Source organism: Aeromicrobium wangtongii, assembly GCF_024584515.1.
In the GTDB taxonomy this organism is placed as follows: Bacteria; Actinomycetota; Actinomycetes; order Propionibacteriales; family Nocardioidaceae; genus Aeromicrobium; species Aeromicrobium wangtongii.
On the sequence record NZ_CP102173.1, the window covers coordinates 1,644,409 to 1,669,301 of the forward strand.

General features: G+C 67.0%; 25 protein-coding genes. 14 read left to right on the forward strand and 11 right to left on the reverse strand.

The features are described 5' to 3' along the window. Nucleotides 1-2: 2 nt before the first annotated feature. Nucleotides 3-2,150, forward strand: coding sequence for an MMPL family transporter (locus NQV15_RS08155; protein ID WP_232399325.1), 2,148 nt, complete (start codon nt 3-5; stop codon nt 2,148-2,150). A gap of 159 nt (nt 2,151-2,309) precedes the next feature. Further along, nucleotides 2,310-2,633: a bactofilin family protein gene (locus NQV15_RS08160; protein WP_232399326.1), complete on the forward strand. Its 324-nt coding sequence runs from the start codon at nt 2,310-2,312 to the stop codon at nt 2,631-2,633. Nucleotides 2,634-2,714: 81 nt separating this feature from the next. Here NQV15_RS08160 and NQV15_RS08165 read toward each other — a convergent pair whose 3' ends face one another. After that, entirely contained in the window at nt 2,715-3,113 is a 399-nt protein-coding gene (locus NQV15_RS08165; RefSeq protein ID WP_232399327.1) for a VOC family protein, read from the reverse strand. A gap of 119 nt (nt 3,114-3,232) precedes the next feature. Next, on the reverse strand, nt 3,233-3,922 hold the full coding sequence (locus tag NQV15_RS08170; RefSeq protein ID WP_232399328.1) for a hypothetical protein: 690 nt from the start codon (nt 3,920-3,922) through the stop codon (nt 3,233-3,235). A gap of 377 nt (nt 3,923-4,299) precedes the next feature. Between NQV15_RS08170 and NQV15_RS08175 the strand changes: the two genes are divergently transcribed. From NQV15_RS08175 to NQV15_RS08195, 5 genes are all read left to right on the forward strand, one after another. Further along, on the forward strand, nt 4,300-4,791 hold the full coding sequence (locus tag NQV15_RS08175) for a hypothetical protein (RefSeq protein ID WP_232399329.1): 492 nt from the start codon (nt 4,300-4,302) through the stop codon (nt 4,789-4,791). Between the two features lie 100 nt (nt 4,792-4,891). After that, nucleotides 4,892-5,806, forward strand: a complete 915-nt coding sequence (locus NQV15_RS08180) for a DUF480 domain-containing protein (protein ID WP_232399330.1) — start codon at nt 4,892-4,894, stop codon at nt 5,804-5,806. A gap of 126 nt (nt 5,807-5,932) precedes the next feature. Continuing rightward, nucleotides 5,933-6,334 (forward strand): VOC family protein, encoded by a 402-nt coding sequence (locus NQV15_RS08185; protein WP_232399331.1) that lies wholly within the window; start codon nt 5,933-5,935, stop codon nt 6,332-6,334. A 134-nt stretch (nt 6,335-6,468) separates the two neighbouring features. After that, nucleotides 6,469-6,852 carry an Imm51 family immunity protein gene (locus tag NQV15_RS08190; protein WP_232399332.1) on the forward strand — a complete coding sequence of 128 codons (384 nt, stop codon included), beginning with the start codon at nt 6,469-6,471 and terminating at the stop codon, nt 6,850-6,852. Nucleotides 6,853-7,061: 209 nt separating this feature from the next. Beyond that, nucleotides 7,062-7,436, forward strand: coding sequence for a PaaI family thioesterase (locus NQV15_RS08195; protein WP_232399333.1), 375 nt, complete (start codon nt 7,062-7,064; stop codon nt 7,434-7,436). Nucleotides 7,437-7,606: 170 nt separating this feature from the next. Here the strand turns inward: NQV15_RS08195 and NQV15_RS08200 are convergent, their stop codons facing one another. Together NQV15_RS08200 and NQV15_RS08205 are read right to left on the reverse strand one after the other, a co-directional pair. Next, the gene (locus NQV15_RS08200; RefSeq protein ID WP_232399334.1) at nt 7,607-7,849 is read right to left on the reverse strand and encodes a DUF2283 domain-containing protein; all 243 of its coding nucleotides are present in this window, start codon (nt 7,847-7,849) and stop codon (nt 7,607-7,609) included. 386 nt (nt 7,850-8,235) lie between these two features. Next, nucleotides 8,236-8,661 carry a hypothetical protein gene (locus NQV15_RS08205; RefSeq protein ID WP_232399335.1) on the reverse strand — a complete coding sequence of 142 codons (426 nt, stop codon included), beginning with the start codon at nt 8,659-8,661 and terminating at the stop codon, nt 8,236-8,238. A 241-nt stretch (nt 8,662-8,902) separates the two neighbouring features. Here NQV15_RS08205 and NQV15_RS08210 point away from each other — a divergent pair, with 241 nt between their 5' ends. Continuing rightward, on the forward strand, nt 8,903-9,526 hold the full coding sequence (locus tag NQV15_RS08210) for a hypothetical protein (protein ID WP_232399336.1): 624 nt from the start codon (nt 8,903-8,905) through the stop codon (nt 9,524-9,526). A 107-nt stretch (nt 9,527-9,633) separates the two neighbouring features. Continuing rightward, the gene (locus tag NQV15_RS08215; protein WP_232399337.1) at nt 9,634-10,110 is read left to right on the forward strand and encodes a hypothetical protein; all 477 of its coding nucleotides are present in this window, start codon (nt 9,634-9,636) and stop codon (nt 10,108-10,110) included. A 173-nt stretch (nt 10,111-10,283) separates the two neighbouring features. Here NQV15_RS08215 and NQV15_RS08220 read toward each other — a convergent pair whose 3' ends face one another. Further along, nucleotides 10,284-10,985 (reverse strand): toll/interleukin-1 receptor domain-containing protein, encoded by a 702-nt coding sequence (locus tag NQV15_RS08220; RefSeq protein ID WP_232399338.1) that lies wholly within the window; start codon nt 10,983-10,985, stop codon nt 10,284-10,286. Between the two features lie 249 nt (nt 10,986-11,234). On the opposite strand from NQV15_RS08220, the gene NQV15_RS08225 reads away from it, so the two are divergent. Beyond that, nucleotides 11,235-13,238 (forward strand): hypothetical protein, encoded by a 2,004-nt coding sequence (locus tag NQV15_RS08225; protein ID WP_232399339.1) that lies wholly within the window; start codon nt 11,235-11,237, stop codon nt 13,236-13,238. Nucleotides 13,239-13,425: 187 nt separating this feature from the next. Here NQV15_RS08225 and NQV15_RS08230 read toward each other — a convergent pair whose 3' ends face one another. From NQV15_RS08230 to NQV15_RS08240, 3 genes are read right to left on the reverse strand one after another with little or no spacing between them, the layout of a single operon-like run. After that, entirely contained in the window at nt 13,426-14,121 is a 696-nt protein-coding gene (locus NQV15_RS08230; RefSeq protein ID WP_232399806.1) for a putative bifunctional diguanylate cyclase/phosphodiesterase, read from the reverse strand. Further along, nucleotides 14,004-15,158 carry a GGDEF domain-containing protein gene (locus NQV15_RS08235; RefSeq protein WP_232399340.1) on the reverse strand — a complete coding sequence of 385 codons (1,155 nt, stop codon included), beginning with the start codon at nt 15,156-15,158 and terminating at the stop codon, nt 14,004-14,006. The genes NQV15_RS08230 and NQV15_RS08235 overlap by 118 nt, the downstream gene beginning before the upstream one ends. A gap of 2 nt (nt 15,159-15,160) precedes the next feature. After that, nucleotides 15,161-16,003, reverse strand: coding sequence for an alpha/beta fold hydrolase (locus NQV15_RS08240; protein WP_232399341.1), 843 nt, complete (start codon nt 16,001-16,003; stop codon nt 15,161-15,163). A 233-nt stretch (nt 16,004-16,236) separates the two neighbouring features. Between NQV15_RS08240 and NQV15_RS08245 the strand changes: the two genes are divergently transcribed. Next, nucleotides 16,237-17,568 carry an Ig-like domain repeat protein gene (locus NQV15_RS08245; RefSeq protein WP_232399342.1) on the forward strand — a complete coding sequence of 444 codons (1,332 nt, stop codon included), beginning with the start codon at nt 16,237-16,239 and terminating at the stop codon, nt 17,566-17,568. A gap of 22 nt (nt 17,569-17,590) precedes the next feature. Here the strand turns inward: NQV15_RS08245 and NQV15_RS08250 are convergent, their stop codons facing one another. Genes NQV15_RS08250 through xylB form a run of 3 tightly spaced genes read right to left on the reverse strand, consistent with a single transcriptional unit; the run spans nt 17,591 to nt 21,354 of the window. Continuing rightward, a complete protein-coding gene (locus NQV15_RS08250; RefSeq protein ID WP_232399343.1) occupies nt 17,591-18,781 on the reverse strand; it encodes an ROK family transcriptional regulator in 1,191 nt (396 codons plus the stop codon). A 2-nt stretch (nt 18,782-18,783) separates the two neighbouring features. Next, entirely contained in the window at nt 18,784-19,944 is a 1,161-nt protein-coding gene (xylA, locus tag NQV15_RS08255; protein ID WP_232399344.1) for a xylose isomerase, read from the reverse strand. Between the two features lie 24 nt (nt 19,945-19,968). After that, complete coding sequence (gene xylB / locus NQV15_RS08260) at nt 19,969-21,354, reverse strand: xylulokinase (protein WP_232399345.1); 1,386 nt, start codon at nt 21,352-21,354, stop codon at nt 19,969-19,971. A 64-nt stretch (nt 21,355-21,418) separates the two neighbouring features. On the opposite strand from xylB, the gene NQV15_RS08265 reads away from it, so the two are divergent. From NQV15_RS08265 to dxs, 3 genes are read left to right on the forward strand one after another with little or no spacing between them, the layout of a single operon-like run. Next, the gene (locus NQV15_RS08265) at nt 21,419-21,937 is read left to right on the forward strand and encodes a flavin reductase family protein (RefSeq protein ID WP_232399346.1); all 519 of its coding nucleotides are present in this window, start codon (nt 21,419-21,421) and stop codon (nt 21,935-21,937) included. Between the two features lie 9 nt (nt 21,938-21,946). Continuing rightward, nucleotides 21,947-22,960: an SMP-30/gluconolactonase/LRE family protein gene (locus tag NQV15_RS08270; protein WP_232399347.1), complete on the forward strand. Its 1,014-nt coding sequence runs from the start codon at nt 21,947-21,949 to the stop codon at nt 22,958-22,960. A gap of 10 nt (nt 22,961-22,970) precedes the next feature. Continuing rightward, nucleotides 22,971-24,875 (forward strand): 1-deoxy-D-xylulose-5-phosphate synthase, encoded by a 1,905-nt coding sequence (gene dxs / locus NQV15_RS08275; RefSeq protein WP_232399348.1) that lies wholly within the window; start codon nt 22,971-22,973, stop codon nt 24,873-24,875. Nucleotides 24,876-24,893: the final 18 nt, after the last annotated feature.

Below are 24,893 nucleotides of genomic sequence, written 5' to 3' on the forward strand. Positions count from 1 at the left end.
GGGTGCTCCTCTCTGTCCTGGTCGTCGCTGCCTCAGCCGGCTTCGGGAAGCAGCTGGACGACTCGATGGCGGCGCCCGGGACCGACTCCCAGGCCGCCGCCGACCTGCTGGCGAGCGCCGACAGCGGTGCCGGCGGGCTCACGGCATACGTCGTGGCGACGCCCGGGCAGGACGGTGTCACGTTCGTGGACTCCCGCCCGGCCAGGGTCGACCTGGACCGGCTGGAGTCGGCCCTGAGTGAGCTGCCGAAGACGCTGGGCACGACCCAGGAGGTCGCGCCGGACGGCCGGGTGGCACTGCTGCGGGTGCAGTACCCCGAGATCGGCGAGCTCGCCACCTCCGACCTGGCAGCGCTCAAGGACGTCCTGGCGGAGTCGAGGGCGTCGTCGTCGCTGCAGCTCGAAGCCGGCGGTGACCTCTACTTCAGCTTCGAGCAGCCGCCCGCCAACGTGGGCGAGGTGGTCGGCCTGGTGGTCGCGGCGGTGATCCTGGTGGTGGCCTTCGGGTCGTTGCTGGCCGCCGGGCTGCCGCTGGCGGTGGCGCTGTTCGGGCTGCTGGTGGGTGCCAGCCTGATCCCGCTGCTCGGGCTGCTGCTCGACGTCCCCGTCTGGGCGCCGGTGATGGCGGCCATGGTCGGGCTGGGGGTGGGCATCGACTACGCCCTGTTCCTGCTGTCGCGCCACCGGGAGTACCTCACCGCGGGCGTCCCGGCCGCGGAGTCAGTGGGGCGCTCACTGGCGACCGCGGGGCAGGCCGTCGTCTTTGCCGGCACCACCGTCGTGGTGGCGATCCTCGGGCTGGCCTTCGCCGGGCTCCCGTTCGTCACCGCCGGTGGCGTGGCCGTCGCCGCGGTGGTGCTGGTGATGGTGCTCGCGGCGATCACGCTGCTGCCGGCGCTGCTCGGGCTGGCCGGCCAGCGTCTCCAGGCGCGCGGGCTCCTGGCCCGGCGCGGCAAGGAGCGCCGTCGGGGGACCGACGCTGCGGTGCTGCGGTGGTCCCGCTGGGGTGCGCACGTCACGCGGCACGCCGCGGCGTACGCCGTCGCCGGCACACTGCTGCTGCTCGCGCTCGCCGCGCCCGTGCTCGCGCTGCGGCTGGGACTGCCGGACCAGGGCAGCTACCCCCAGGAGCGCACCGAGCGGCGAGCGTACGACCTGGTCGCCGAGGGCTTCGGGCCCGGCGCCACCGGGCCGATGGTCGTGGCCGTGGACCTGTCCCGGGACCCGTCCGTGGTGGAGCCGTTGGTCTCGGCCCTGGCTGCCGACCCGGGCATCGCCTCCGCCGCAGCCGCCCCCGTGGAAGCGACCTCCGACGTCGCCGTGATCATCGCCCAACCGACGACGACCCCGCAGGATGCCGAGACCGTACGCACGCTGGACCGGCTGCGCAGTCAGGTGCTGCCCGCCGCGCTGGCTGGCAGCCCGGCGACCGCGCATGTCGGCGGCTACACCGCCACCATGTCCGACCTCAGCCAGCGTGTCGAGGAACGGCTGCCGATCATCCTGGTCGCGGTCGTGGCGATGTCGTACCTGCTGCTGATGGTGCTGTTCCGTTCCGTCCTGGTGCCGCTCAAGGCAGCGGCGCTGAACCTGTTGAGCGTGGCTGCGTCGTACGGCGTGCTGGTGATGGTCTTCCAATGGGGCTGGGCCGCGAGCCTGATCGGGCTGGAGTCAACGGTGCCGATCATCTCGTTCATCCCGCTGTTCATGTTCGCGATCCTGTTCGGGCTGTCGATGGACTACGAGGTCTTCCTGCTCTCACGGGTGCGCGAGGAGTATCTGCGCACGGGCGACAACGGCTACGCCGTGGTGCGGGGGATCGGGGTCACTGCGCGGACGATCTCGTGCGGCGCGGCGATCATGGTGTCGGTCTTCGTCGGCTTCGGGTTCGGCGACGACCCCGTTCTCAAGATGCTCGGCCTCGGCCTCGCGACCGCGGTGTTCCTCGACGCGACGCTGGTGCGCCTCGTGCTGGTGCCCGCGACGATGAAGCTGCTCGGCGACGCCAACTGGTGGCTTCCGGCGTGGCTGGACCGGCTGTTGCCGAAGCTGGACCTGGACGGAGCGGCTGACACCCTTCCCGCTGAGGACGAACCCGACTTGGGCCAGCAGGTTCCACAGCTCGAGGTACGGAATGGTGGGTCTGCGTAGACGGCGATCCGGGTGGCGAAAGGACGCGGGCGCGCGGTCTGCGGATCCGACGATTTGTTTCTTCACCGACCAGATCCGAGCCGAGAACCACGAGGACGAGGAAAGTGCCAGCGAGGCGGGTAACGTCGACGATCCCACCACCCGTGAGAGAGGCGACCCATGGACGTGATCACAGATGAGCACGAGGGCGACCTCATCGTGGACGACGGAAGCGACGTCGACGTCCAAGGCACGGTCGCTGGCTCGTGCGAAGTCCGCGGCGGAAAACTGGGGGTGCACGGCACAGTGACCGGAGACGTGACGGTCCTGGCAGGCTCGGTCACGGTGGCCGGCACGATCGCCGGTGACCTCGTGGTCAGCGACGGCACGGTCGACGTGCACGGCACGATCGTGGGCCGACTCATCGATCATGGCGACAGCCAAATCACGGTTCATCCCGGGTCGCACATCAACGGCACCGAGGCACCCACGATAGGGGCATGACTGCGGGTCACCCCGTCTGTGACCGTAACAGGAGCGCCAGAGGCACGACGAGGGCGGCGGTATGACGTGCTGGTCGGTCCCTCAGACGGGGTGCTCGATGCCTGGTGCGGTCGCCTCCCAGGCGTGGCCGTCTGGGTCGGTAACGACGGCTGTGTATCCCCAAGGTCTGACTGCGGGGGCTGAGATAGATGTGCCTCCAGCAGTGAGCACAGTGCGGTGCCAGGAATCGACGTCGGACGGCTCGGTTAGCTCGATGGTGAGGATGCACTCGCTGGCGGAAGGTGGGCTGATTGGTCGCCCGTTGAGTACGTAGCGGAAGCCCTCGGTCGGGACGAGGATGACAGCGAATCCGTGTACGTCGACGACTAGCGGTTCGGGCACCCCGTCTTCAGCCTCTGCGCCGGGAGTATCCATGCCGAGGGCGCGGTAGAACCGGTACGACCGCTCGCGGTCGGCGATGGGTAGGGCGATCGACTTCATGGCGTGAGTATGGCTGAGCACCCGGGCGTCCGACCAGCGGCGGAATGCACTGGCCGCTTGCGGGACGCTACGCGGGGAAATGACGCAAGCGCCCTTGGTCGATAAGGACCACGTCGCGGTCAGCTCTGCAAGAACGCGATCAGGACAATCACCATCAGGAGGAAAGCAACAGAGCCGAAGCCGACCGCCAACGCGAACGTCAAGGGACGCAGTTCGCGGAAGCTCATAGCGCCCGGTATTGCGTCGTTCACCTGCCGCGCCGTGCTGAGGTCGTGGGCGACATGACCGTTGGCGGCCTCCGCCACCACCCTGAGGTCGCCCGTTTCCCAGTCACTCCCGGCGACTCGGACCTGGTGGGTGCTGTCGGCGATGAACAGCTGCAGCGTCTTCGGCGGAAACACTCCTCCGTACGGGAGCACGGTCGGCTCGACCCACGACAGCAGCGAGGTCAGCGTGGGGTCGCTGCGGTCGAACGTGGTCGACCTGCCCCGACGGTCCACGTGCGTCACGGTCTCGGGCGTCACGGTGAAGGAGCTGTTGGCGATCAACATCCTGTTGCGGACCAACAGCACCACGACAATCGGCGCGGCGATGAGGCCGGCCACGGCGAGAAGCCCACCGTAAACCAGCAGCGCGTCGCGCCGGTTGTCGGCGGACAGCACCCCGGCGGTGGCACCGCCGATCAGCAGCAGCGAGGGCAGGACCGCGATGTACCGAAGCCGCGTGCTCTCCTGCTGCTGGCTGGCGCGCGACGGACGGAACGTCGCCACGCGTGGTGGGTGATCGTGTTGCTTGCGGCCGAAGAACATCGTGCACCTCATCAGTCGTGGAAGGACCAGGAGTCATCGTGTCACTGGCCTTCATGTCGTTCAGTGTCTGAGGGGGTGTCGAGCGGTACCACTTTGCGGGCATTTCCCCGCGCGTGACGCTGGTGGTCGAGAAGTACGAGCATGGGGCAACCGCTGAAGCTGTGCCCGGGGTGCGGCCACAACTGGGGCGAGCACGGCTTCGATAACGACAGCCCGGACGCCTGCTCCGGCGCTGGGTGACGACCCAACATCGGCAGAGGGCCCACTCCCGGGGGAGGGAGGCATTTCTCGGATCGCGACACACCCGCGCTGGCGGCCGTGCTTGGGGGATCGCGAGAGACCGGGCCCGGTGCGAGGAGTCACCTAGGATCGATTGGGTGATCGGTGACCGCTGGGGCGTGACGAACGCCGAGACGTCCCTGCGCTACCCATGCGACGACCTGGTCCTCAACCCCGCGTGGCAGGCCTGGCGCGGGATCACCATCAACGCCTCGCGCGACGTGGTGTGGCCCTGGGTTGCACAGATCAGGTTGGCGCCCTACTCGTATGACTGGATCGACAACGGCGGGCGGCACTCGCCTCGCGAGCTCCAAGGACTGGCCGAGCCCAAGGTCGGCGATCCGTTCAGCGCCACCGCGGGCCGACCGGTGGGCACCATTCTGGCGGTTGAGCCGGGAGTCCACCTGACGGCCAAGATCCTGGGTGTTCACATGTCTTACGTCCTAGAGGACGCGGGCCAAACCACCCGGCTGTTGTTGAAACTCGCCGCACACAACGGGCGCGCGCTCGGACCATTGTTCGCGGTTGGCGATCTGGTGATGGCACGAAAACAACTCCTGAATCTCAAGGAGCTTGCCGAAGCGGGATGAGTCGATCGTGTCGTTTCCTGTGTGCTGGCGCGTCACGGCACACGCGGGGAAAGGCGCTCTTCGATACGCAGTCGTGACAAGGCGGATCTAAGGTCGTGACGTGAGAGAACTCCCCGTCCTCGATGCGATTGACCAGCGTATCCTCGGCAGCCTGCTGGAGAAGCAGACGACCGTGCCCGCCACCTATCCCCTCTCCGCAAAGGCACTGGTGTCGGCGTGCAACCAGACGAGCAGCCGCGACCCCGTCACCGACCTCGACCAGCAGATCGTCGAGCGGACCGCGAAGTCGCTCAAGGATCGCGGGCTGCTGCGGATCGTGTGGTCCGACACCGGGCGCCGGACACTGAAGTACCACCAGATCCTCGACGAGCATCTCGCCCTCGAGCCCGACGAGCGCGCGCTGCTTACGGTCCTGCTGCTCCGCGGCGCGCAGGCGCCGGGTGAGTTGCGCACCCGCACCGAGCGATTGCACGGGTTCGCCGACCGGGGCCAGGTCGGGGAGTGTCTGCGCCGAATGGCCGGCCGCCCGCAACCGCTGGTGTGCGAACTCGAGCGCTCGTCCGGCCAGCAGCATCCGCGCTGGATCCACCTCCTGGGCGCCGCGCCGGAGCAGACCTCAGGCGAAACCGACCCAGCTGGGCGTGCCGACCCGTCGCGCATCCACGTCACGCAGATCATCGCCGACCTCCACGTGCCCGACCTCCCCGCCTCCAGGAGCTTCTACAGCGACTACCTCGGGTTAGCCGAAGAGGAGTTCAACCTGGGCTGGGTGGCCCGCCACACGTCGCCGGTATCCAGGGCGACGCTCCAGGTGATGACCAGCGATGCGACCGCGCCCGCGGACCCCGTCGTGTCGGTCATGGTCGACGACGTCGAAGCCGCCTACCGCCAAGCGCAGGAGCGTGGGTACGAGATCGTGCATCCCCTGACAACCGAGGCATGGGGCGTGACTCGCTTCTTCGTCCGCGCTCCCGATGGCAACGTGCTCAACGTCGTACAGCAGCACACAAGCTGAGGGGTTGGTCATCCGCGGGGGCAGGACGCAACTCAGCCACTGCGACTGCAGTCGCGGAGGCCGCAGTCAGTGCGCACGCCGGCGGGATGCAGGCACTGTCAGGCGCTGAGACGTACGCTGACAATCATGACCGTCCGGGTTAGTGGGGTGTTGCAGCACAGCGTCTGGGCGAGCCTGGTCAGCGATGACGCCCAGGCCCTTCGCGGTTGGCTGCTCCAACTCGGGTTCGCCGAAGACCTTCTGATTCCCGGTGAGCGTATGGATGCCATTCACCACTGCCAGCTCGACTGGCCCGAGGGTGGGCGGATCCTGCTCTCAAGCACCGGTGAGCGACCCACACCGTGCCGGCCGGGGACCGCCTCGCTGCACGTGGTGACCGCAGATCCAGACGCGGTGTTGGCTCGCGCAATTTCACTGGACGCGAGAGTCGTGCGCGAGATAGTCGACCAGACCGACTACCCGTCGCGCGACTTCACGGCGGCTGACCCCGACGGCAACCATTGGACTTTCGCAACGTTCGCAGGCTAGGCCAACACCAGGGGCGTCGCCGACTCATCGACTGCGCGGCTCCACGCTGATTCGGGGGGATTGACGCAGGCTCGACGTGCTGCACCAGGGCAATTGGGTGAACAGGGCAGCATTTGCGTGGGAATCTGGCCTGCATGAACAACCTGTTTCGACGGCACACTGACGACGACGGCTCATCGCTGACCTTCGATTGCGACACACCCGTCGACGGGGCGATCACCGCGGCCGGCGGGGAACCAACCGGCTACTTCTGGGACGGTGTTCTCGCGTTCGTGGCACCCGAACTGGCGGAAGGCCTTGAATTCGACTCTGAGGGGAGCATGTTCTGCGCCTATGGTGCCGTCGATGATCTCGACGAGGCACAACGGGTCTTGAAGCTGTACATGACCGATACCGACAAAGTGCTCGCCCTGATGGAACGGGCGGAGTCTGCCGGCGTGACCCTCGGCGAGCCATTTGACGACGAGGATGACGACCAACGCCCGGGTTTCCTTGCACGCCTGCTCAAGCGCGGGTAGGTACGACCGCCTCCATCCTGCTACACCCGGCAGATGCGCTGTTGGACTCGATCGATTCTTTGGACGGCTACTAGTTGCCCACCCTGACTCAGACCGCGACCTGGTCGCTGGCCTTGAATGCAGATAGGGGTGCGGGACAGACGCGTGGAAGAGAGGCGGCGCATCTGTGTCGCGTGAATCATGTGTGGAGCCGCGGGTACAGAGTTCTCGTGACTGACAACAAGCGCAACTTCATGTCGACGATCGGCGCCAATTCTCCCGACTCAGGTGACGGACGAGCGACGCTGACTTTGGATGCCGATGACCGGCACCTCAACGCGGCGGGCACTATTCATGGGGGCCTGCTTGCCACCCTGGTCGACGCGACGATGGGCGCAGCTATCCGAAGTGCCGTCGAGGGCGAGAGCCCTGTTACCAGTCAGCTCACGCTCACCTATTTGCACCCTGGCGAGCCCGGTCGGCTCATCGTCACAGCCCAGGTGCGCAAGCGCGGGGACAGTCTCGTTGTCTGCGAGGCGGACGTTGAGCAGGAAGGCAAGTCACTGGTGCATGCGCTGGCTACGTTCGCATTGTTGAAGAACTGACGACGTCCTGGCGCTGATGGCGTCGAGCGGCCCGTCTCGGAGGGCTGAGGTTCGCCTTGCGGTTCGCACGAATCCGCAACTACATGCGGCTATAGCGGGGGTATGACACACCGGCGCCCTCGAGGATCCGAATCGGTCTGGTGGACGGCAGCACCAGAGTCGACAGCGAACTATTGACCCTTCGGAAGCATCCGACCATTTAGGAGGACGGTGGCGCCAAGTATCTCAATACCGGCCAGACAACCGTCTTGCGTCAGATCCAAGATGACGTCCACGCCAAGTTCCTTCAGTCTGGCATGGTCAACCGTCACTTGCGTCGGGAAGGACTCGTTCTCGAATCCGGGAAACGCGATGTATGCGGCGTCTACCTCGGCATCGTGACTGACATTGACGGTGCAGTTGATCGAGTCCATCGGCTGAGGCTATCGAACCAGTTCCCGGTCGCCTCCGCCGTCGGGTGCGCAAGCACCCCGGGTGCCGTAACGAGGCACGCAGGTCAACAGTGAAGACTGCTAGTCAATCGCGGGGGAATGACACGCTCGGCAGGTAGTGAGAAGCGGCTCATGTGGGCGATCGTAACGAGGCTCCTCGTGCCCATCTCCCACGTCCGCTAATGAACTCACCCAGCGTTCACGTGCGCATTCCGGACGAGCCCCACGCCGGTAACTGCAACGCCAGGATGTCCTTTGGCGTACGCCTCGGAACTGACCCACACGCGGGGGAAAGACGCGGCGTCCGTTCAAGGGCGCGGCACGGGGAGGGGAAGACAGGCGAAAGGGGGGATCAGTTGCCGCGCACCCTACTGGGCGCGGTACGGCTCGAACTGGGTGACTTCTGCCCGTCTCCGCCAGCCGAACATCGGAAACAGCGACCAAGGCTGGTACTCCGTGTCCATCGTCTCGTACCCGTCGCCTGTATCGACCTGCACGGACCTACGTCCGGGACCATGGAGGTACCGCACCTTGCCGGCGACCGCGGCGTCAACGTAGAAGTCCACGTCTCGCGCCTCGTAGATCATCTCGTCGCTGATGCCGTTCTCCTCGCCTGTAAAGCACACCCCGCAGGTCCCGTCGCCATAGTCGAAGAGTGTTATGCCGATGGCGCGCGGGTTGTTGGGCACGAGATGCAATGTCTGACCTGTCGGATCCTCGGCGGTATGGAGTACCGCGCAGTCCTCCAGGTCGAACGCGCGGGCTTCAAAGCGCTTTCGCGCCGAATTCAACATGTGGCAATCTTTCCACTTTGATCCGCCGGTTCGCGCGAATACTGGATAGCACCAGCAACGCAACCCTGGGCAGCCGCTCGCGGAGCAGGTGGCAGCTCGTCATCGACTTCGATCGCGGGGGATTGACGCGCGTTGATGCGGGCCTTCTCGACTGTCAGAGTCGCGCGCATTCGGTGAACAAGAGCCAGGTGGCGACCGTAGAGTTTCAGCCTCCACCGACGCCGCCCTCGAGGACTTCGCGATGATGATCGAACAACCGCTGCTGCTGGTGCCGAACGAGATCGAACTCGGGTTGCTCGAGGGCAGCCTGAAACTATTCGGAAGCGTGGTCAGAGAGGCCGACACGGGCCGGATCTACAAGCACCTAACAGAGCTGGCGCCGAGTCCGGAGAAGGTTGAAGAAGCAGTCAGAAGCATGAAGTTGAATCCCAAGGTCGTGATCTCGGTCGTCGCCGTAGTGGCAGCCGTCGGCGGCAGCGTCACGTATCTCGTCAAAAAGCGCAAGGACTCCAAACTGGTGCCGGTGGAAGACCTCCCGGAGTGCATCACGAATTTTGACGCGGCCCTCCGCGCTTACATCGAGGCAGGTCGCGAAGGCGCATTGGACGCAGAAATAGTTGAGCAACTCCTGAGAGACCTAGATGCGATCGAGGCCTTCTCGCAGGAAGGCAACGAGGTCAAAATCTCACTTGACGACCTCTTACCCATGTTCAACATGGTGATCGCCCACACTTCGCGACTCGCGGAGGCGTACGACGTCGAACTGGAGGACATTGACGAGCAGGGTGACTCAGAGGATGGCGTCGTCGTTTCTCTCCGCCGGCACCTCGAAGCCCAAAAGGCGATCTTGCCCGAGGCGTCGTAGGCGAATAGAAGACACTCGGCAACAGCGACAAGATTGTTCAGTCGCGGGGGAAAGACGTAGGTCGATTCGACCCACCGGACTGCTCGAATCCGGCTATGGTTCTCGCCATGTCAGACAGCAAGGGCGAGGCGAATCACAGTTCAGTACCGTGGGAGATCTGGCTGTTAGCTGGACTAGGAATCGCCGGAGGGACCTGTGTCACCTGGTTTGGCGCCGATCCCGAGGCCAAGGGCGTCCCGGACTTGAACGATCTGCTGCCTTGGTGGGTGCCTGTTGGGCTACTAGCAACACTCGCCATCGTCGGCTTCCTAAGCGTGGTGGCGCCCTTCAGCCAAAGTAAGAAAGAACGCAAACGCTTCGCTCGTATGGCCGGCATTGTTCAACCGCTTGCCGCATCGTTGACTGCAGGTGCGGCCCTTGGGGTCGCAATCGGATGGTCCCTGGTCAGCTTGGTGCAGAGTGAAAGAGTCGAAGTTTTCTACGCCGTTCTCGCACCGATGTTAATTCTGTGCCTGGGACTAGGGCTATCGCTGGCTGGTTCCAAGCCATGGGTAAAGAGATGGCACCAGCGACTTAATCCGTAGTGCCGCCGCTCAAGGTGCTTGCGACCTAGCTCTCATGTACGCGTTGCAGCGTTTAGCGGGCGGAGCCGGGGGCGGAGTTTGGAATCGTGATAGATAGATCGCTCGTTATCGTTGCAGCAGCACAGGTCCATCCGACTCCTGGGGAATGACGCGGCGACGGGTGATCCGGATACCTAGACGGCAACCAGTTCGGTGATCTTCTTTGCGATGTTCTCGATCGAGTCCTCTTCAGTGCTCAGCCCGTTGCGGGAGCCGAGGAGCGGACTCACCGTGCGAATCTCGTCGTAGGTAACTCCGTGCGCGACGGGGATCAGCAAGTCACGCGAGAGCAGTTCCGAGAGCTCCTTCTCAGACACTCCGCCGCTGTCTATGCGCTTAAGGAACGCAGGCGTGATGAGGACAAGCCCAATTCGTGTCTTAGCCAGACCCTTATCAATCTCCCGCATGAACGGCTGACCAAGAAGGATGTCCTTCTCGCTGAACCAAACCGACACACCTTCGGCTTCGAGAAGGTCGTGCAGTTCAGTTGCGGTCTCACGTCGGTCGTCCCACGCGTGACAGAGAAACAAGTCGTAGGAAACAGCCCGCGGTCCCGCCCCCTCGACTGTGTCACGGTAACGGTCCAGCGCCGCAACTTCGTCGGAGGTGTAGCTGACGGATGAGTTTGCCGGCGACCACCGAGGACGGCCGGAGTTGCTATTACCGCCGCCGGAAAGACTGCCGCTACCGCGGGACGATCCGGGCAACGAGTAGTAGGACGGAGGTGAGTAGTAGGACGAGTAGGACCGGTACGACGACCGGCCGGAGCACGCGGGGCAGTTGGCGGCGCCGCTTGACGTGCGGTGACCTTCAACGGGAGCTGTGCACTGAGCCATGTGTCGAGACTAAGACTCACCACCGACAGTTCGTCGGACGACGCGTCACGTCGTCGAGCAGTTTCGGCCCGGCGTCCTTCGCGGGCTTGAGCGCCTGACGGCCGGCGCCAAGCCGTGCCGAGGTAGCCCGGGGGGGTACTAATCAACTGGCGCAACTGGCGCAACTGGCGAAGATGCGTGAACGACAATTCATGGTCACACGCTGACCTGAGCCGGTAGCGTCCGTGCCATGGCCACGAAGACCACGGTATGACAAAGAAGTCGGCGAATGGTCGCCACGAAATTAAGTTGTCGTTCTCACAGATTGAATGTCGCTGCGGCGCGGTGAGGATTAGGGCCTCGCCTTGCCCAGATTGCGGTCGAAGCGCGGAACCGTTCGAGGCCGATGTCGACAATCAACGTCGTCGTCGCATTGTTGACCGTTGCCTCCTGGCACTTGGATTAGAAAATGCGATTCCGCCGGTCAATGGTGAACTGGAAGGGCATGAACGCGTCGAACAATTTCGCGTACTTGCCGAGTTGCCTAGCCGGTTCTTCGACGCGATGCAGTCGCTCGAGAAGGCAGGAAGCGGCAGCCCGGACGACCTTGTAGACGCGTGTTCGGCGGCCCGCCTGCTGTCTGATCGGCTGTCGGCGGGCACCCGGCGCCGACCGTGGATACGAACAGATGACGTAGCGTGCGCGTCGGCCGATGCACTGGTCGTCGTGATGCGGACATTCTTGAAGGCCTTCGCCGCACCAACCCCGATACTTGCCGAGATCAAAGCCTCCACTGCTCAGTTTGATCTCGATGCGATGTACGTCAAAATCGACCAACTGAACGCGCTTCGCGAACGCTGGGAATCCATTGAGAAGGCCGAAGATGTTGGTGAGTGGATGGCGGAGGTATTTGCCGATGCCGCTCGGGCCCGGGGAACGGTCAATTATGTTGACCTCGACCTCGCGGGCCGCGAACTTTACCGGGAGATAACGGGCCGGATGCCTGGCGATGGTGCAGGTCTCGGGCTCTTGGCCAGCGAGCTGTTCACCCAGTACATCGGTGATGAGAAAGCTTTCAGGGGAGCGATAGCTTCGGCGGACCTTTTCATGGCAACGGCCTCGGACAAGCTAGCTGACCTGGTCTCACGACCCGTGGTGGCCGGCGAGATGCGAAATGGGTTCGTTCAACTCGCTGACCAACTGCAGCTGACGAACGCCGCTATCGCATCAACTCTCAATGAACGACAAACCGTCAGGTCGACGCTTGACCTTATGCATACAGTTTTTGAAGGTCCGGCTAGGCGCATGGTGGCGCTCATGCTCGATTTAGCGGGCGTTGGTCGTTTTGAGGAATACCTCCCTGCGGACGGCGCCCGCACAATTGGCGAGGCTCGAGACCTACCTGCGCTCGACCCCGTAGTTTACGGCTTTGACGCGGCGCTCCGCATTGCTCAAGCACATCAGAGTTACGAGTTCAAGGATGATCACCTCATCCTGCGCATGCGAAAGAAAGGCAATCCTCAGGGTCAGATCGTGCGGGTATCGCTGGATGATCTGCTAGATCGAGCGCTTGCTTCCGTCGAATGCGTCAACGCCTTGGCGCTGGTCATTCAGGTCCACGCGGCTGAGCAGGGACTTGATGTTATAGGAGACGAAACGCTCGCTGCCCTGAATGTGGGGCCCGCGGAACTGGGCTCAATGCTGCTTCGCGCCGCCGGGTATGGAGAACTTCAGTTCACTGGATCGCGTGTGAGCATGTCCGGGCCCAAATTGACCGGCGCGGCCGCGATCGCGATTTCTCTGGCTTTGCCCCATGACCAGATCGCGATCGTCGCGGTGAAAACATTAGATGTCCATAGGACTTACGAGATCGACATTGCATTAATGCGCGAGAACTCTTCAATTCCTGACGGTCTCGCTAAGGAATTTCATATGCAACGTGTTCTCTCGCGCGTCCTGGTCGACCGCGAGCCTGGTTGGCCAAGCGAGAGCATGCAGCGTTGGGTGGTTGGTCGCGCGCTTGAGGTGGTCAACTCGAAGAACTCACTTCGAGACGACTTTGCCCAAATCATGGGTGAAATGCGCCAACTCCTGAACTTTTCGAAAGATCAAGGTCTCCCAGTAGCCGACGAGATCCGCGGATTGATGCGGTTCCTACGATTGAGTATCGAGGGCCGCAGCGCCGACCTTGACGGTGCGGTTTTCGATCGTCTCAGCACTTTTCTCGATGACGACACCCCCGTTGTACTTCCATTCGAGTTCGATGGAGAGTAGTTGCGTGTAGCTAAGGAGATCGAATCAGCCCATTGACATTGATCGAAGGCCGACGGTGCAGGCCGAGCGACAAGTGGGCTCCGTCGGACGTCGGTGCCTGCGTCCAAGTGGGCGGAATGACCTATCTCCAGTAGGCGTTGTCCTCGTCCGCAACCTGCCTCGTCGCGCTCAGTCAGAGTCCTCGCCGTCAACGGTGGTCGGTGAGCCAGGAGTCGAGGTCCTCTGCGCGCAGAGGACGGGAGTAGAGGTACCCCTGAGCGATGTCGCAGCCAAGCTCGGTGAGGCACGAGAGCTGGGCTTGCGTCTCCACGCCCTCCGCCACAACGGCGACCGAGAGGGCGTGGGCGAGCTCGATGCAGCTCACCACGATCGCGGTGGATTCAGGTGAGGTGTCGAGCCCGTCGACGTAGGACTTGTCGATCTTGATCTCGTCGATGGGGAACTCGTTGAGGTAGGCAAAGCTGGCGTGGCCGGTGCCGAAGTCATCGATCGACAGGTGCACGCCGTGCTCGTGAAGGTCGCGGACGTTCTCGCCGACCTGGGGCGCGTCGGTGATCAGGCCGGTCTCGGTCAGCTCCAGTGTCAGCAAGCCGGGTTCCAGACCCGCCGCGCGCAGCAGCGACAGGACGGTGTCGGCGAACCGCGCCTCCCCGAGCTGCCGGGCCGAGATGTTCACCGACATCTGCACCGGGCCGGCCGAGCCGGTGTTGAGCTCGACGGCCTGCGCGATGGCCGTGGCGCACGCCCAGGTGCCGATCTGGCTGATCAACCCGCTCTTCTCCGCCACCTCGATGAATCCTGACGGCGCGATGGCTCCGCGATCCGGGTGGTCCCATCGGACGAGCGCCTCAAAGCCGTGGACCTTGCCCGTGCGGAGATCCAGCTGGGGTTGATACTCCAGGCGAAGCTGGTCGCCGGCGATGGCCGTACGGATCTCGCCGAGCAGTCGGATCTCGTCGAGCCCGGACTCGTCATCGACGACCGCCGAACGCTTCCACCTGTTTCGACCAGCCGCCTTGGCGGCGTACATGCCGGTGCCTGCGTGCTGCAGGAGGGCTTCGGCGGCTGCGGCCGGGCCGGCCCGGCCCGGCCAGGAAAGGTAACCCGTTGCCCGGTGGCCAGTCCGATGCTGGCGGACACGACGATCTCGAGGTCGTCGGCCATCATGGGTTCGGCGACGAGCGCGAGGATGCTGTCCGCGTGGTCCTCCAACGGCTCCTCGCGCAGCACGACGACGAACTTGTCGCCGCCCACCCGGCCGACCAGCGCGCCCTCCCCGAACCGGTCGCCGAGCCGTCGGGCGATCGTCTTGAGCACATCGTCGCCCGCCGGGCGGCCGAGGCTCTCGACGACGACGCGGAAGTGATCGAGTCCGATCCAGCAGGCTCCCAGCTCCTGCCCGGGCGGGAGGTCCGTGAACCGCTCAGCGAGCGCGGCAACCATCCCAGTGCGGTTCAGCAGCCCAGTCAGGGTGTCGTGGCGCGCGACGCGCTCAAGATCTTCCTCCGCACTCCTGCGACGGGCGTCGGCCTCCTCGGCCCGGTGCACGGCAGAGATCAGTTGCATCTCCTCGAACGATCGCTCGCGACGCGGCACGACGACATACAGGGTCACGTCCGGATCCGTCATCACCCGCGAGGCGCCCAGCGTCGCGGGCAGACGAACCCGATCGGCGCCGAGGACGGTGACGGCGATCTCCGGGACACGGCCCGCGAGGTCGAGCAGGGGAGCGGTGCGGGTGGAGAACACGATGCGGTCGCCGACCGGCAGCAGCCGCAGGAACGAGGTCCCGAGCAAGTCCTCGCGACCCAGGCCCGTCCAGGTCGCAAACCAGTCGTTGACGTCCACGATCGTGCCATCGGCTGCCGTGATCACGAAGCCGGTGGAGGCGCCGCGGAAGACGGCCTCGAAGTCCGTCAAGGTCAGGCGGCCGCGTACGAGAGCAGGACTCGTGCCGTCTCGGCGGGGGCGCTGACCTGGGGCACGTGGCCGGTGGCCTCCAGCACCACCAGCTCGCTTCCCGCCAGCTCGGCGTGCAGGTACTCGCCGACGGACAGGGGAGCCAGGGCGTCGTTCGAGCACTGCACGATCAGGCTCGGGACGGTCACCGCGGGCAGCAGGTCGCGGATGTCCGACGTGAAGGTGACCCGGGCGAACGTCCGCATCACCAGCGGATCGACCCGGCAGAAGCTGCCCTCCAGCTCGCCGGCGAGCTCGGGCGAGTCGGGGTTGCCCATCACGACCGGCGCCATCGCCGAGGCCCAGGCCATGTGGTTGTCGTCAAGCGATCCGAGCAGGTCCTCGACGTCGACGAGCGACATGCCCCCGACATAACCTGCGTCATCGTCGTCCAGATAGGACGGTGACGGTGCCAGCAGCACCATGCTCTTCAGAAGATCTGGACGCAGCACCGACGCCGCAATCGCCATCATCGCGCCGACGCTGTGTGCCACGACGGTGACGTCCTTGAGCGCGAGCGCCTCACAGACCTCGAGCAGATCGGTGACGTACCGGTCCAGGGCGGCGTACTCCACCGGGTCGTAGGCATCGAGCCTGGAGCCTCCCGCTCCGACGTGGTCGAACATGACGATCCGGAAGGTGTCCGTCTCGCTCAGGAACGGCAGGAGACGGCTGTACATGCTCTGATCGCACCCGAAGCCGTGCACCAGCAGCAGGACGGGACCGTCCTCCGGGCCGACGACCGTCACGTTGTTGCGGACCAGTACTTCGTGCGGGTCAAGACCGGGCTCGAGAGAAGTTGGCACGTCACAGCCTCTCACGTATCCAGGTCACCTCTGGTCGAGAGCGGTCGTCGGCTCCCCGGCCACCAGCGGAGGCGCGAGCCGCATCCAGGCGACGGACGGCTCGCCGTGTCGGCGCCTCGAGCCGGCAGCCGGTGGCCGCAGTCCTGGGTCGGGCCATCTCGTGTGACCCACGTCACCTCTAGGCTGCTCCTCGGCTCCGCCGGAGTCGTCTCGGGTGGACGAAAGGGAAGCACGTGAAGCATTCAAGAAGCCTGCTGGCGGCGTCCGTCATGGGTGTGCTGGCGACGACCCTGGCGGTTCCCGCCGGCGCCGCGTCGGACACCGTCACGATCTCGGGCAACGCCTATGCGTTCATCTTCGCCGGAAACACCGACCGGCTGCCGGGCGCGGTCATCGGTGTCGACCAGATCCCCGGTCTGACGGTGGTCGCCGGAGCGAACGGTGCGTACGAGATCGAGGTCCCTGACGACCGCGACATCACGCTGCACGCGACCGCCCCGGGCTACCACGAGGTCTACACGCAGACCTTCCACACATCAGGCGCCGACTTGAAGCAGGTCAACTTCCAGATGCCGACCACGCAGGTCTTTGGTGCGATGGCGCAGTTCGCGGGCGCGCCGCTCGACGGCGACGGAAACCCGGTTGAGTGCGCCGTGGTGTCGACGGCGTTCGAGCTGAAGGGACGCAGCTTCGCCGACTTCGACTCGTTCCACAACTTCCGTCCGCACGGAGTTGCCGGCGTGGTGGCGTCCAAGGCCGGCCCGGCCTCGCCCAGGTACTTCAACGCCAACGTCATCCCCGATGCGTCGTTGACCGAGAGCTCGCGCGACGGCGGAATCGCCTGGACGGGCGTGCCCGCCGGGCGGCATACGTTGTCGGCTTCCAGTCCGACGCACAGGTTCGCCAGCTTCGTGGCCGACTGCCGGCCCGGTCGCTTCATCAACGCGAGTCCGCCGTGGGGCCTGCACGAGCTCGCCAACAACGAGACGACCAACGAAGCGGCACTGGCAGCACCCTCGGTGTCGCTGAGCGTCCCCGCATCGACGCGATTCGGTGCCGCTGCCACGGCCACGATCGCCGTTACCGGCCCTGACGGAAGCCGTGACGGCGTCGTCACCGTCAAGGACGGCGCCCGGACGGTCGGTTCAGCCGATGTGGTGGCAGGGTCGGCGACGATCCCGCTGGCCGCCCTCTCGGTCGGTGAGCATCAGCTCACCGCCCGCTACGTCCCCCGCGGCCGGAGCCACTGGACCACGGCCGCCCCGGCCCGGATCTCGGTTCAGCGGGCCACGACCTCGACCACGTTGGCTGCGCCGTCGCGTGCGGACCGCAAGCGCATGGTGAGCCTGCGGGTCCGGGTCCGTGCGACAGGTACCGAGCCGCGTGGCACCGTCAGGATCTACGACGGCACCAAGCGGTTGCGCACCATGTCGGTGAAGGCCGGCACCTTCGTCATCAAGGTGCGTCTGAAGAAGACCGGCAAGCGCAGCCTGCGCGCCGTGTTCAGCGGCGACCAGGTCGCGGAGGGGTCGCAGAGCGCGGTCCAGCGCGTCCGGGTGCGGTAGTCGGAAGCCTTCGCGGGTGCCGTCAGAGCGAGACGGCGCCCGTGAAGACGTCGCCCAGGGCATCCTCGGCAGCGCCCAGCGCAGCAGCGTGGATGCCCAGGGTGCTCAGGCGGATCTCGGGCAGGTGGATGCCCGCAGAGGGGATCCGCTCGGCCAGCACTGCCTGCGCGGCCGGGACGACGTACTCGCCAAGGGGGACGAAGTAGCCGCCGAGGACGATCGCGGACGGGTCGAGCACCGCCGCCAGCGTGGCCAGGCCGCGGCCGAGGTCGCGGCCCAGGTCCTCGAGCGCCGCACGGACGGCCTCGTCGGTCGCGGCGCGCTCGGCGACGAGGACGGCGGTCTGCAGGGGAGTGGCGTGCTCCTGCATGCCGACCGCGGCGAGCATCGCGCGCAGGCCGACCGAGGCCTCCCAGCAGCCGAGGCGTCCGCAGCCGCAGACCGCGTCGGGGTCACCGATCGGCATGTGGCCGACCTCGCCGGCGAACCCGGCGCCCCCGCGCAGCAGCTGGCCGCGCTGGACGATGCCGGCGCCGATGCCGATCGTGCCGGTCAGGTACAGCGAGTCGCGCACGTCGGTCGCGGCCCCGTGGGAGGCCTCGGCCAGGGCCGCGCAGTTCGCGTCGTTGTCGATCGTGGTGGGGCACTCGCCGTCGAAGGCCGCCTCCAGCTCGGCGGCGAGCTCACGCCCGCCCCAGCCGAGGTTCGGCGCCCACGAGACCGTGCGGTTGTCGTGGGCGACCAGGCCGGGCACCGCGACGGTGGCCCGCACGACGGTGTGCCCGTCGGCCAGCAGGGACGAGCGGACGTCCCTGGCCAGCTCGACCAGCTCACGGGTGCTGGGTGGCTGGCCGGCCGTCGCCACGGGTCGCGTCTCGACGACCTTGACGCGTCCGGCCAGGTCGAGCGCGACCGCCGCGACGTAGTCGACGTTGACCTCCAGGCCCAGCCCGAGGATCGACTCACCGGTCAGCGTGACCGGCTTGCCGGGCCGGCCGCGGCCGGCGGCCGGCGGCACCGACTCGTCCTCGGTGACGGCGCGGACGGTCGCGAGCTCTCCCACGATCGTCCCCACCGTCGCCTTGGCCAGGCCGGTGCGCCGGGCCAGCTCGGTGCGCGTCGCCGGCCCCTCGGTGCGCAGGGAACGCAGGACCAGGCCCGTGTTCTGCCTGCGCACCTGCTCGGTGGCGGCGGGCGCACCCGTCGGGCTCACGCTCAGCGCACCCCGTACAGGAACTCCAGCGCGAGCTGGTCGAGGTGCTCGAACGCCGCACCGCGGGCCGCCAGCTCCTCGGGATCGGCCATCTCGGCCTGCTCCAGGTCGGACCAGGTCTCGCCCTCGTTGAGCGTCGGCACCGACAGCTCGGGCAGCTTGGCGGCCTCGAGCGCGGCCTGCACCTCCGAGTCGGCGCGGAACGCCTGCACCTTGTCGCGCAGGATGAGGTAGTTGGTCATGCAGGCAGCAGCCGCATCCCACACGCCCTTGTCGTCCTCGGTGCGCGGCGTCTTGAAGTCGAAGTGCACCGGACCGTCGTAGCCACCGGCGAGGATCGTGTCGACGACCCAGAACGCGCCACGCACGTTGCCGGCGCCGAAGCGGAAGTCCTGGTCGTAGCGGGGGCCGGTCTGGCCGTTGAGGTCGATGTGGAAGAGCTTGCCCTGCCACAGCGCCTGCGCGTAGCCGTGCGCCGCGTTGAGGCCGGCCATCTCCTCGTGCCCGATCTCGGGGTTGACGCCCACGTTCTCGGAGCGGTCGAGGGTGTTGATGAAGGCCAGTGCGTGACCGATCGTCGGCAGCAGGATGTCGCCGCGGGGCTCGTTGGGCTTGGGCTCGATCGCGAACTTCATGTCGTAGCCCTTGTCGTGCACGAACTCGCCGAGGATGTTGAAGGCCTCGCGGTAGCGGTCGAGCGCGGCGGCGATGTCCTTGGCGGCGCCGGACTCGGCACCCTCACGGCCGCCCCAGGCGACGTACACCTTGGCGCCGAGCTCGGCGGCCAGGTCGATGTTGCGCATGACCTTGCGGATCGCGAACCGGCGGACGTCGCGGTCGTTGGACGTGAAGCCGCCGTCCTTGAACACGGGGTGCGTGAACAGGTTGGTGGTCGCGGTCGTGACGACCAGGCCGGTGTCGTCCAGGCCCTGCTTCCAGCGCTTGATGATCTGCTCGCGACCGGCGTCGTCGGTGCCGAAGGGGATCAGGTCGTCGTCGTGGAAGTTGACGCCGTACGCACCGAGACGCGCGAGGTTCTCCAGCGCGTAGATCGGGTCCATGTCGGCGCGGGTGGGCTCACCGAACGGGTCGCGGCCCGGGTAGGCGACGGTCCACAGGCCGAAGGAGAACTTGTCGGACGGGGAGGGGGTGGGGATGGTCATCTCGTGCCAATCGGTAAGGGTCCGTCAGGACCAGTCGGACGTACGGTTGCGCAGCTGTGCGTAGGCCTCACGCACGAGAGGGGTCGGTTCTGCGGTGTGGGTCTCGGCGGAGGGCGGCTGCCACGCCGGCGGCTCGGTGGAGCCGGACAGCGCCCAGGCGGCTTGGCGGGCCGCGCCGAGCGCGACGTACTCGCCCGGTGCGGGCACCGTGACGGGGGCGCCGAGGATCGCGGGGGCGAGAGCGTGGACGGCGGGGTTGCCGGCGGCGCCGCCCACCATCAGGATGCGCCGCGCGGGCTCGCCGGTCATGCCGGTCAGCAGGTCGACGGCGTCGGCCAGCGAGCACAGCAGCGACTCGAAGGCCGCCCGTGCCAGGTCCTCGCGCGACGTCGAGGCGGTCAGCCCGGCCCACGTTCCGGTCGCGTGCGGACGGTTCGGGGTGCGCTCACCCGCGTAGTAGGGGGAGATCGTCAGCCCGTTGGCGCCGGACGGCGCGGCGAGCGCCAGCCGGCCGAGCTCGTGGTGGTCGACGCCCAGCAGCGCGCACTGGAGGTCGAGGATGCGGGCGGCGTTCATCGTCGTGGCCATCGGGAGGAAGCGTCCGGTGGCGTCGGCGAAGCCGGTGACCGATCCGGTGCCGTCCGCGATGCGGGTCGCGCTGACCGCCGATGCGACGCCGGAGGTGCCGATCGAGACCAGGACGTCACCGGGACCGAGGTCGAGCGCCAGGGCGCCGGCCATGTTGTCGCCCGTCCCGGCGCCGACGACCAGACCCGATGCCGTGGTGGCTGCGATCTCGGACGGCCCCACGATGCGGGGGAGCGCGACCGGGTGGCCCAGGGCCGACTCGGCGAGCTCGGGACGCCAGGCGTCGTCGGCGGTCGAGAAGTAGCCGGTGCCCGAGGCGTCGCCGCGGTCGGTGAAGGCATCGCCGCCGGTGACGTGGCGCGAGACGTAGTCGTGGGGGAGCAGCACCTCGTGCGTGCGCTTCGCGGCGTCCGGCTCGTGATCGCGCAGCCAGCGCAGCTTGGTCGAGGTGAACGACGCGACCAGGACGCTGCCGATCGCGTCGGCGCAGGCCTGCGGCCCGCCGAGCTCGGCGATCAGGTCGTGGGCCTCTTGGGCCGAGCGGGTGTCGTTCCACAGCAGGGCGTCATGGACGGGCTCGCCGGAGGCGTCCAGCGCCACCATGCCGTGCTGCTGTCCACCGACCGCCAGGGCGGACGCGCGGGGGAGCAGGCCGTCGGTGGCGGCGTCGAAGGCGTCCAGCCAGGCGCGCGGGTCGACGGCCGTGCCGGCGGGGTGCTTCGCGGACTGCTGCGCGACGACCTCGCCGGTCGCCGCGTCCACGAGGACCGCCTTGGTCGACTGGGTCGACGAGTCGATGCCGAGGACGAGGTCTGCTGTCATGCTTCATGTTTAATACGAGTCTTGAACTAAGTCAACAGGAGGGCCGCGGCCTACGGTTGATCTCGTGACCATCCACTCCGACCACCCGTTCGTGCCGCCCGAGGGCGAGCGTGACCCGCTGCGCCGGTTGCGCGGCCGGCTGCCGTCGCCCGTCACGGTCTGGACGACCGGCTCCGGCGCCGGCCGGGAGGGCCTGACGATCTCGTCGCTGCTGGTGGCCGACGGGGAGCCCGCGCACGTGCTGGGCCTGGTCGATGCCGACTCCGACTTCTGGGACGCCGATCCGGACACCTGGGTCGTCAACGTGCTGGGCTCCGAGCACCGTTTCCTGGCCGACGCATTCGCCGGCACGGCGCCTGCGCCGGGTGGGCGTTTTCGCCTCGGATCATGGACCGACAGCGACTGGGGGCCGGTGCTGGCGGACACGGCCGGCTGGCTCGGCGTCCGACGCGTCGACGCGCCGCCGCGCCACGTCGGCTGGGGGCTGCTGGTCGAGGGGGTCGTCGAGCACGTCGAGGTCGGCGCCGGCGAGGCGATGGTCCATGTGCGCGGACGCTATCGCGACATCGGTTCCACCCCGTAGAGTTCGGAAATGACCAAGCCACAGGTGCGCCCAGCTCGGTGGACCCCACCGCCGGCAGGCCCGGCGGGCACTCCGGTGAAGCCGTCGAACCTGCGGGTGCGCACCGCACCGGGTGATGGCACCGAGGACGTCCTGGTCCGCGACGACGGCCACGTGGTGACGGGGCTCGCCGATGGCCGCATCGTGGCGATCGACCCGGTGACCGGGGGCTCCTCCGAGATCGCCCAGACCGGCGGCCGGCCACTGGGCATCGAGCACCACCCCGCGGGTGGCTACGTGGTGTGCGACGCCCACCGCGGCCTGCTGCACGTCGGCGAAGAGGGCGGGATCGAGGTCCTGGCTGACTCCTTCGAGGGCGCTCGATTCATCTTCTGCAACAACGCCGCGGTCGCCGCGGACGGGACGATCTACTTCACCGACAGCTCGACGAAGTTCGAGATCGACCACTGGCTCGGCGACCTGATCGAGCACCGCCCCACCGGCAGGCTGTTCCGCCGCGACATCGACGGCACGCTGACGCTGCTGATGGACGGGCTGGCGTTCGCCAACGGTGTGGCGCTCGCCTCGGACGAGTCGTTCGTCGTCGTGGCCGAGACGGGCGCGTACATGCTGCACCGGGTGTGGCTGTCGGGACGGCAGACGGGCCCGATCGAGCCGTTCGGTCCGGTCCTGCCGGGATTCCCCGACAACATCTCGACAGGGGAGGACGGCAACATCTGGGTGACGATCGCCTCGCCCCGCGACAAGCTGCTGGACGTCCTGCTGCCCAAGACGCCGGTGCTGCGATCGATCGTCTGGGCGCTGCCCGCCTGGGCCCAGCCGCACGCCAAGAAGCTGATCCGCATCCACGCCTACGACGTCGACGGGCACCTCGTGCACGACGTGGCCGGCCGGCACGACCGGTTCGGCATGGCGACAGGAGTCCGGCAGGTCGGCGGACAGATCTGGATGGGCAGCCTCGAGCAGCCGACGATCGCGGTGTTCGACCTCCCGTCGGCCAGCGGTCTGGGGGCACATCGATAGACTGCTGGGTGTGGACAACGGACGGAAGACAGGCGAGAGCATCCTGGATCACCTGTCCGGACCCGCCGATCTGCGTGGCCTGGACGATGACGAGCTGACTCGGCTCGCCGCCGAGATCCGCGAGCTGCTGATCACGACGGTCGCCGCGAACGGTGGGCATCTGGGCCCCAACCTGGGAGTCGTCGAGCTCGGCATCGCGATCCATCGGGTCTTCGAGTCCCCGGCGGACCGCGTCGTGTGGGACACCGGCCACCAGTCGTACGTGCACAAGATGCTGACCGGCCGCGCCGGCCAGTTCGCGACGCTGCGCAAGGAGGGCGGCCTCTCCGGCTACCCCTGCCAAGCCGAGTCCGAGCACGACTGGGTCGAGAACTCGCACGCGTCCACGAGCCTGTCGTACGCCGATGGCATGGCCAAGGCCAACGCCCTGCTCGGCAAGGACGATCACGTCGTCGCCGTGATCGGCGACGGCGCGCTGACCGGTGGCATGGCGTGGGAGGCCCTGAACAACATCGCGGCCGACCAGGACCGCCGCCTCGTGGTGATCGTCAACGACAACGGACGCTCCTACACCCCGACCGTCGGCGGCCTCGCGAACCGGCTGACCACGATCCGCACCAACCCCAAGTACGAACCGACGCTCAGCGCGATCAAGGACCGCCTCAACCGCACGCGGTTCGGCGGCACCCAGGCGTACGAGGCGCTGCACGCGATCAAGAAGGGCGTCAAGGACGCCCTCGCGCCGCAGGGCATGTTCGAGGACCTCGGGCTGAAGTACATCGGCCCCGTCGACGGCCACGACCGCGCATCGCTGGAGCACGCGCTGACGCAGGCCAAGCGGTTCGGCGGCCCCGTCATGGTGCACGTCCTGACCACCAAGGGGCACGGCTACGACATCGCCGTGGCCAACGAGAACGACCAGATGCACCAGGCCGGCCCGTTCGACCGCGCCACCGGCGATGCCCTGAACATCGCGCCCGCCGGCTGGACCTCGGTGTTCCGCGACGAGATCGTCCGCATCGCCGACGAGCGCCCCGATGTCGTCGGCATCACCGCCGCGATGCTCTACCCCGTCGGGCTGGACGCCTTCGCGGACAAGTTCCCCGACCGCGTGTTCGACGTCGGCATCGCGGAGCAGCACGCCGTCACCAGCGCCGCAGGCCTGGCGATGGGCGGTCTGCACCCCGTCGTGGCCGTCTACGCGACCTTCATCAACCGCGCCTTCGACCAGGTGCTGCTCGACGTGGCGCTGCACAAGTGCGGCGTGACCTTCGTGCTGGACCGTGCCGGTGTGACCGGCGACGACGGCGCCAGCCACAACGGCATGTGGGACATGTCGTTGCTGCAGATCGTCCCCGGCCTGCGCCTCGCGGCTCCCCGTGACGGGTCCCGGTTGCGTGAGCTGCTGCGCGAGGCCGTCGATGTCGACGACGCCCCCACGGTCGTCCGGTTCGCCAAGGGTGCGGTGTGCGAGGACATCCCCGCCCTCGAGCGCGTCGGCGTGTGCGATGTGCTGTCCCGCGACGAGACGGCCGATGTGCTGGTCGTCGCGGTCGGCGCCTTCGCCCAGCTGGGACTCGACGTCGCCGAGCTGCTGCGGGCCCAGGGTCACGGCGTCACCGTCGTCGACCCGCGCTGGGTCAAGCCGATCGATCCCGAGCTCGTCCGCCTGGCCGCCGATCACCGCCTGGTCGTGACGTTGGAGGACAACGGCCGTCAGGGCGGTGTGGGCGCCGCGTTCACGCAGGCCGTCCGCGATGCCGAGATCGACACCCCCATCCGCGTCCACGGTGTCGAGCAGGAGTTCCTCGACCACGCCAAGCGCGATGTCATCCTGCAACGGCTGGGGCTGACGGCCCAGTCCGTCGCCGATGACGCCCTCGCCGCGCTCGGCCGGAATAGCGCCGAAGGGTGAGTGGTTGAGGTGGGCATG

Bases quoted from the DNA above. Each gene is read 5' to 3' on its own strand.
- xylA (WP_232399344.1), bottom strand. From the start codon at position 19,944: ATGACCATCCCCACCCCCTCCCCGTCCGACAAGTTCTCCTTCGGCCTG.
- NQV15_RS08270 (WP_232399347.1), top strand. From the start codon at position 21,947: ATGACCAAGCCACAGGTGCGCCCAGCTCGGTGGACCCCACCGCCGGCA.
- xylB (WP_232399345.1), bottom strand. From the start codon at position 21,354: ATGACAGCAGACCTCGTCCTCGGCATCGACTCGTCGACCCAGTCGACC.
- NQV15_RS08165 (WP_232399327.1), bottom strand. From the start codon at position 3,113: ATGAAGTCGATCGCCCTACCCATCGCCGACCGCGAGCGGTCGTACCGG.
- NQV15_RS08215 (WP_232399337.1), top strand. From the start codon at position 9,634: ATGTCAGACAGCAAGGGCGAGGCGAATCACAGTTCAGTACCGTGGGAG.
- NQV15_RS08185 (WP_232399331.1), top strand. From the start codon at position 5,933: ATGACCGTCCGGGTTAGTGGGGTGTTGCAGCACAGCGTCTGGGCGAGC.
- NQV15_RS08200 (WP_232399334.1), bottom strand. From the start codon at position 7,849: ATGGACTCGATCAACTGCACCGTCAATGTCAGTCACGATGCCGAGGTA.
- NQV15_RS08225 (WP_232399339.1), top strand. From the start codon at position 11,235: ATGACAAAGAAGTCGGCGAATGGTCGCCACGAAATTAAGTTGTCGTTC.
- NQV15_RS08190 (WP_232399332.1), top strand. From the start codon at position 6,469: ATGAACAACCTGTTTCGACGGCACACTGACGACGACGGCTCATCGCTG.
- NQV15_RS08210 (WP_232399336.1), top strand. From the start codon at position 8,903: ATGATGATCGAACAACCGCTGCTGCTGGTGCCGAACGAGATCGAACTC.
- NQV15_RS08160 (WP_232399326.1), top strand. From the start codon at position 2,310: ATGGACGTGATCACAGATGAGCACGAGGGCGACCTCATCGTGGACGAC.
- NQV15_RS08220 (WP_232399338.1), bottom strand. From the start codon at position 10,985: ATGGCTCAGTGCACAGCTCCCGTTGAAGGTCACCGCACGTCAAGCGGC.
- NQV15_RS08205 (WP_232399335.1), bottom strand. From the start codon at position 8,661: ATGTTGAATTCGGCGCGAAAGCGCTTTGAAGCCCGCGCGTTCGACCTG.
- NQV15_RS08170 (WP_232399328.1), bottom strand. From the start codon at position 3,922: ATGTTCTTCGGCCGCAAGCAACACGATCACCCACCACGCGTGGCGACG.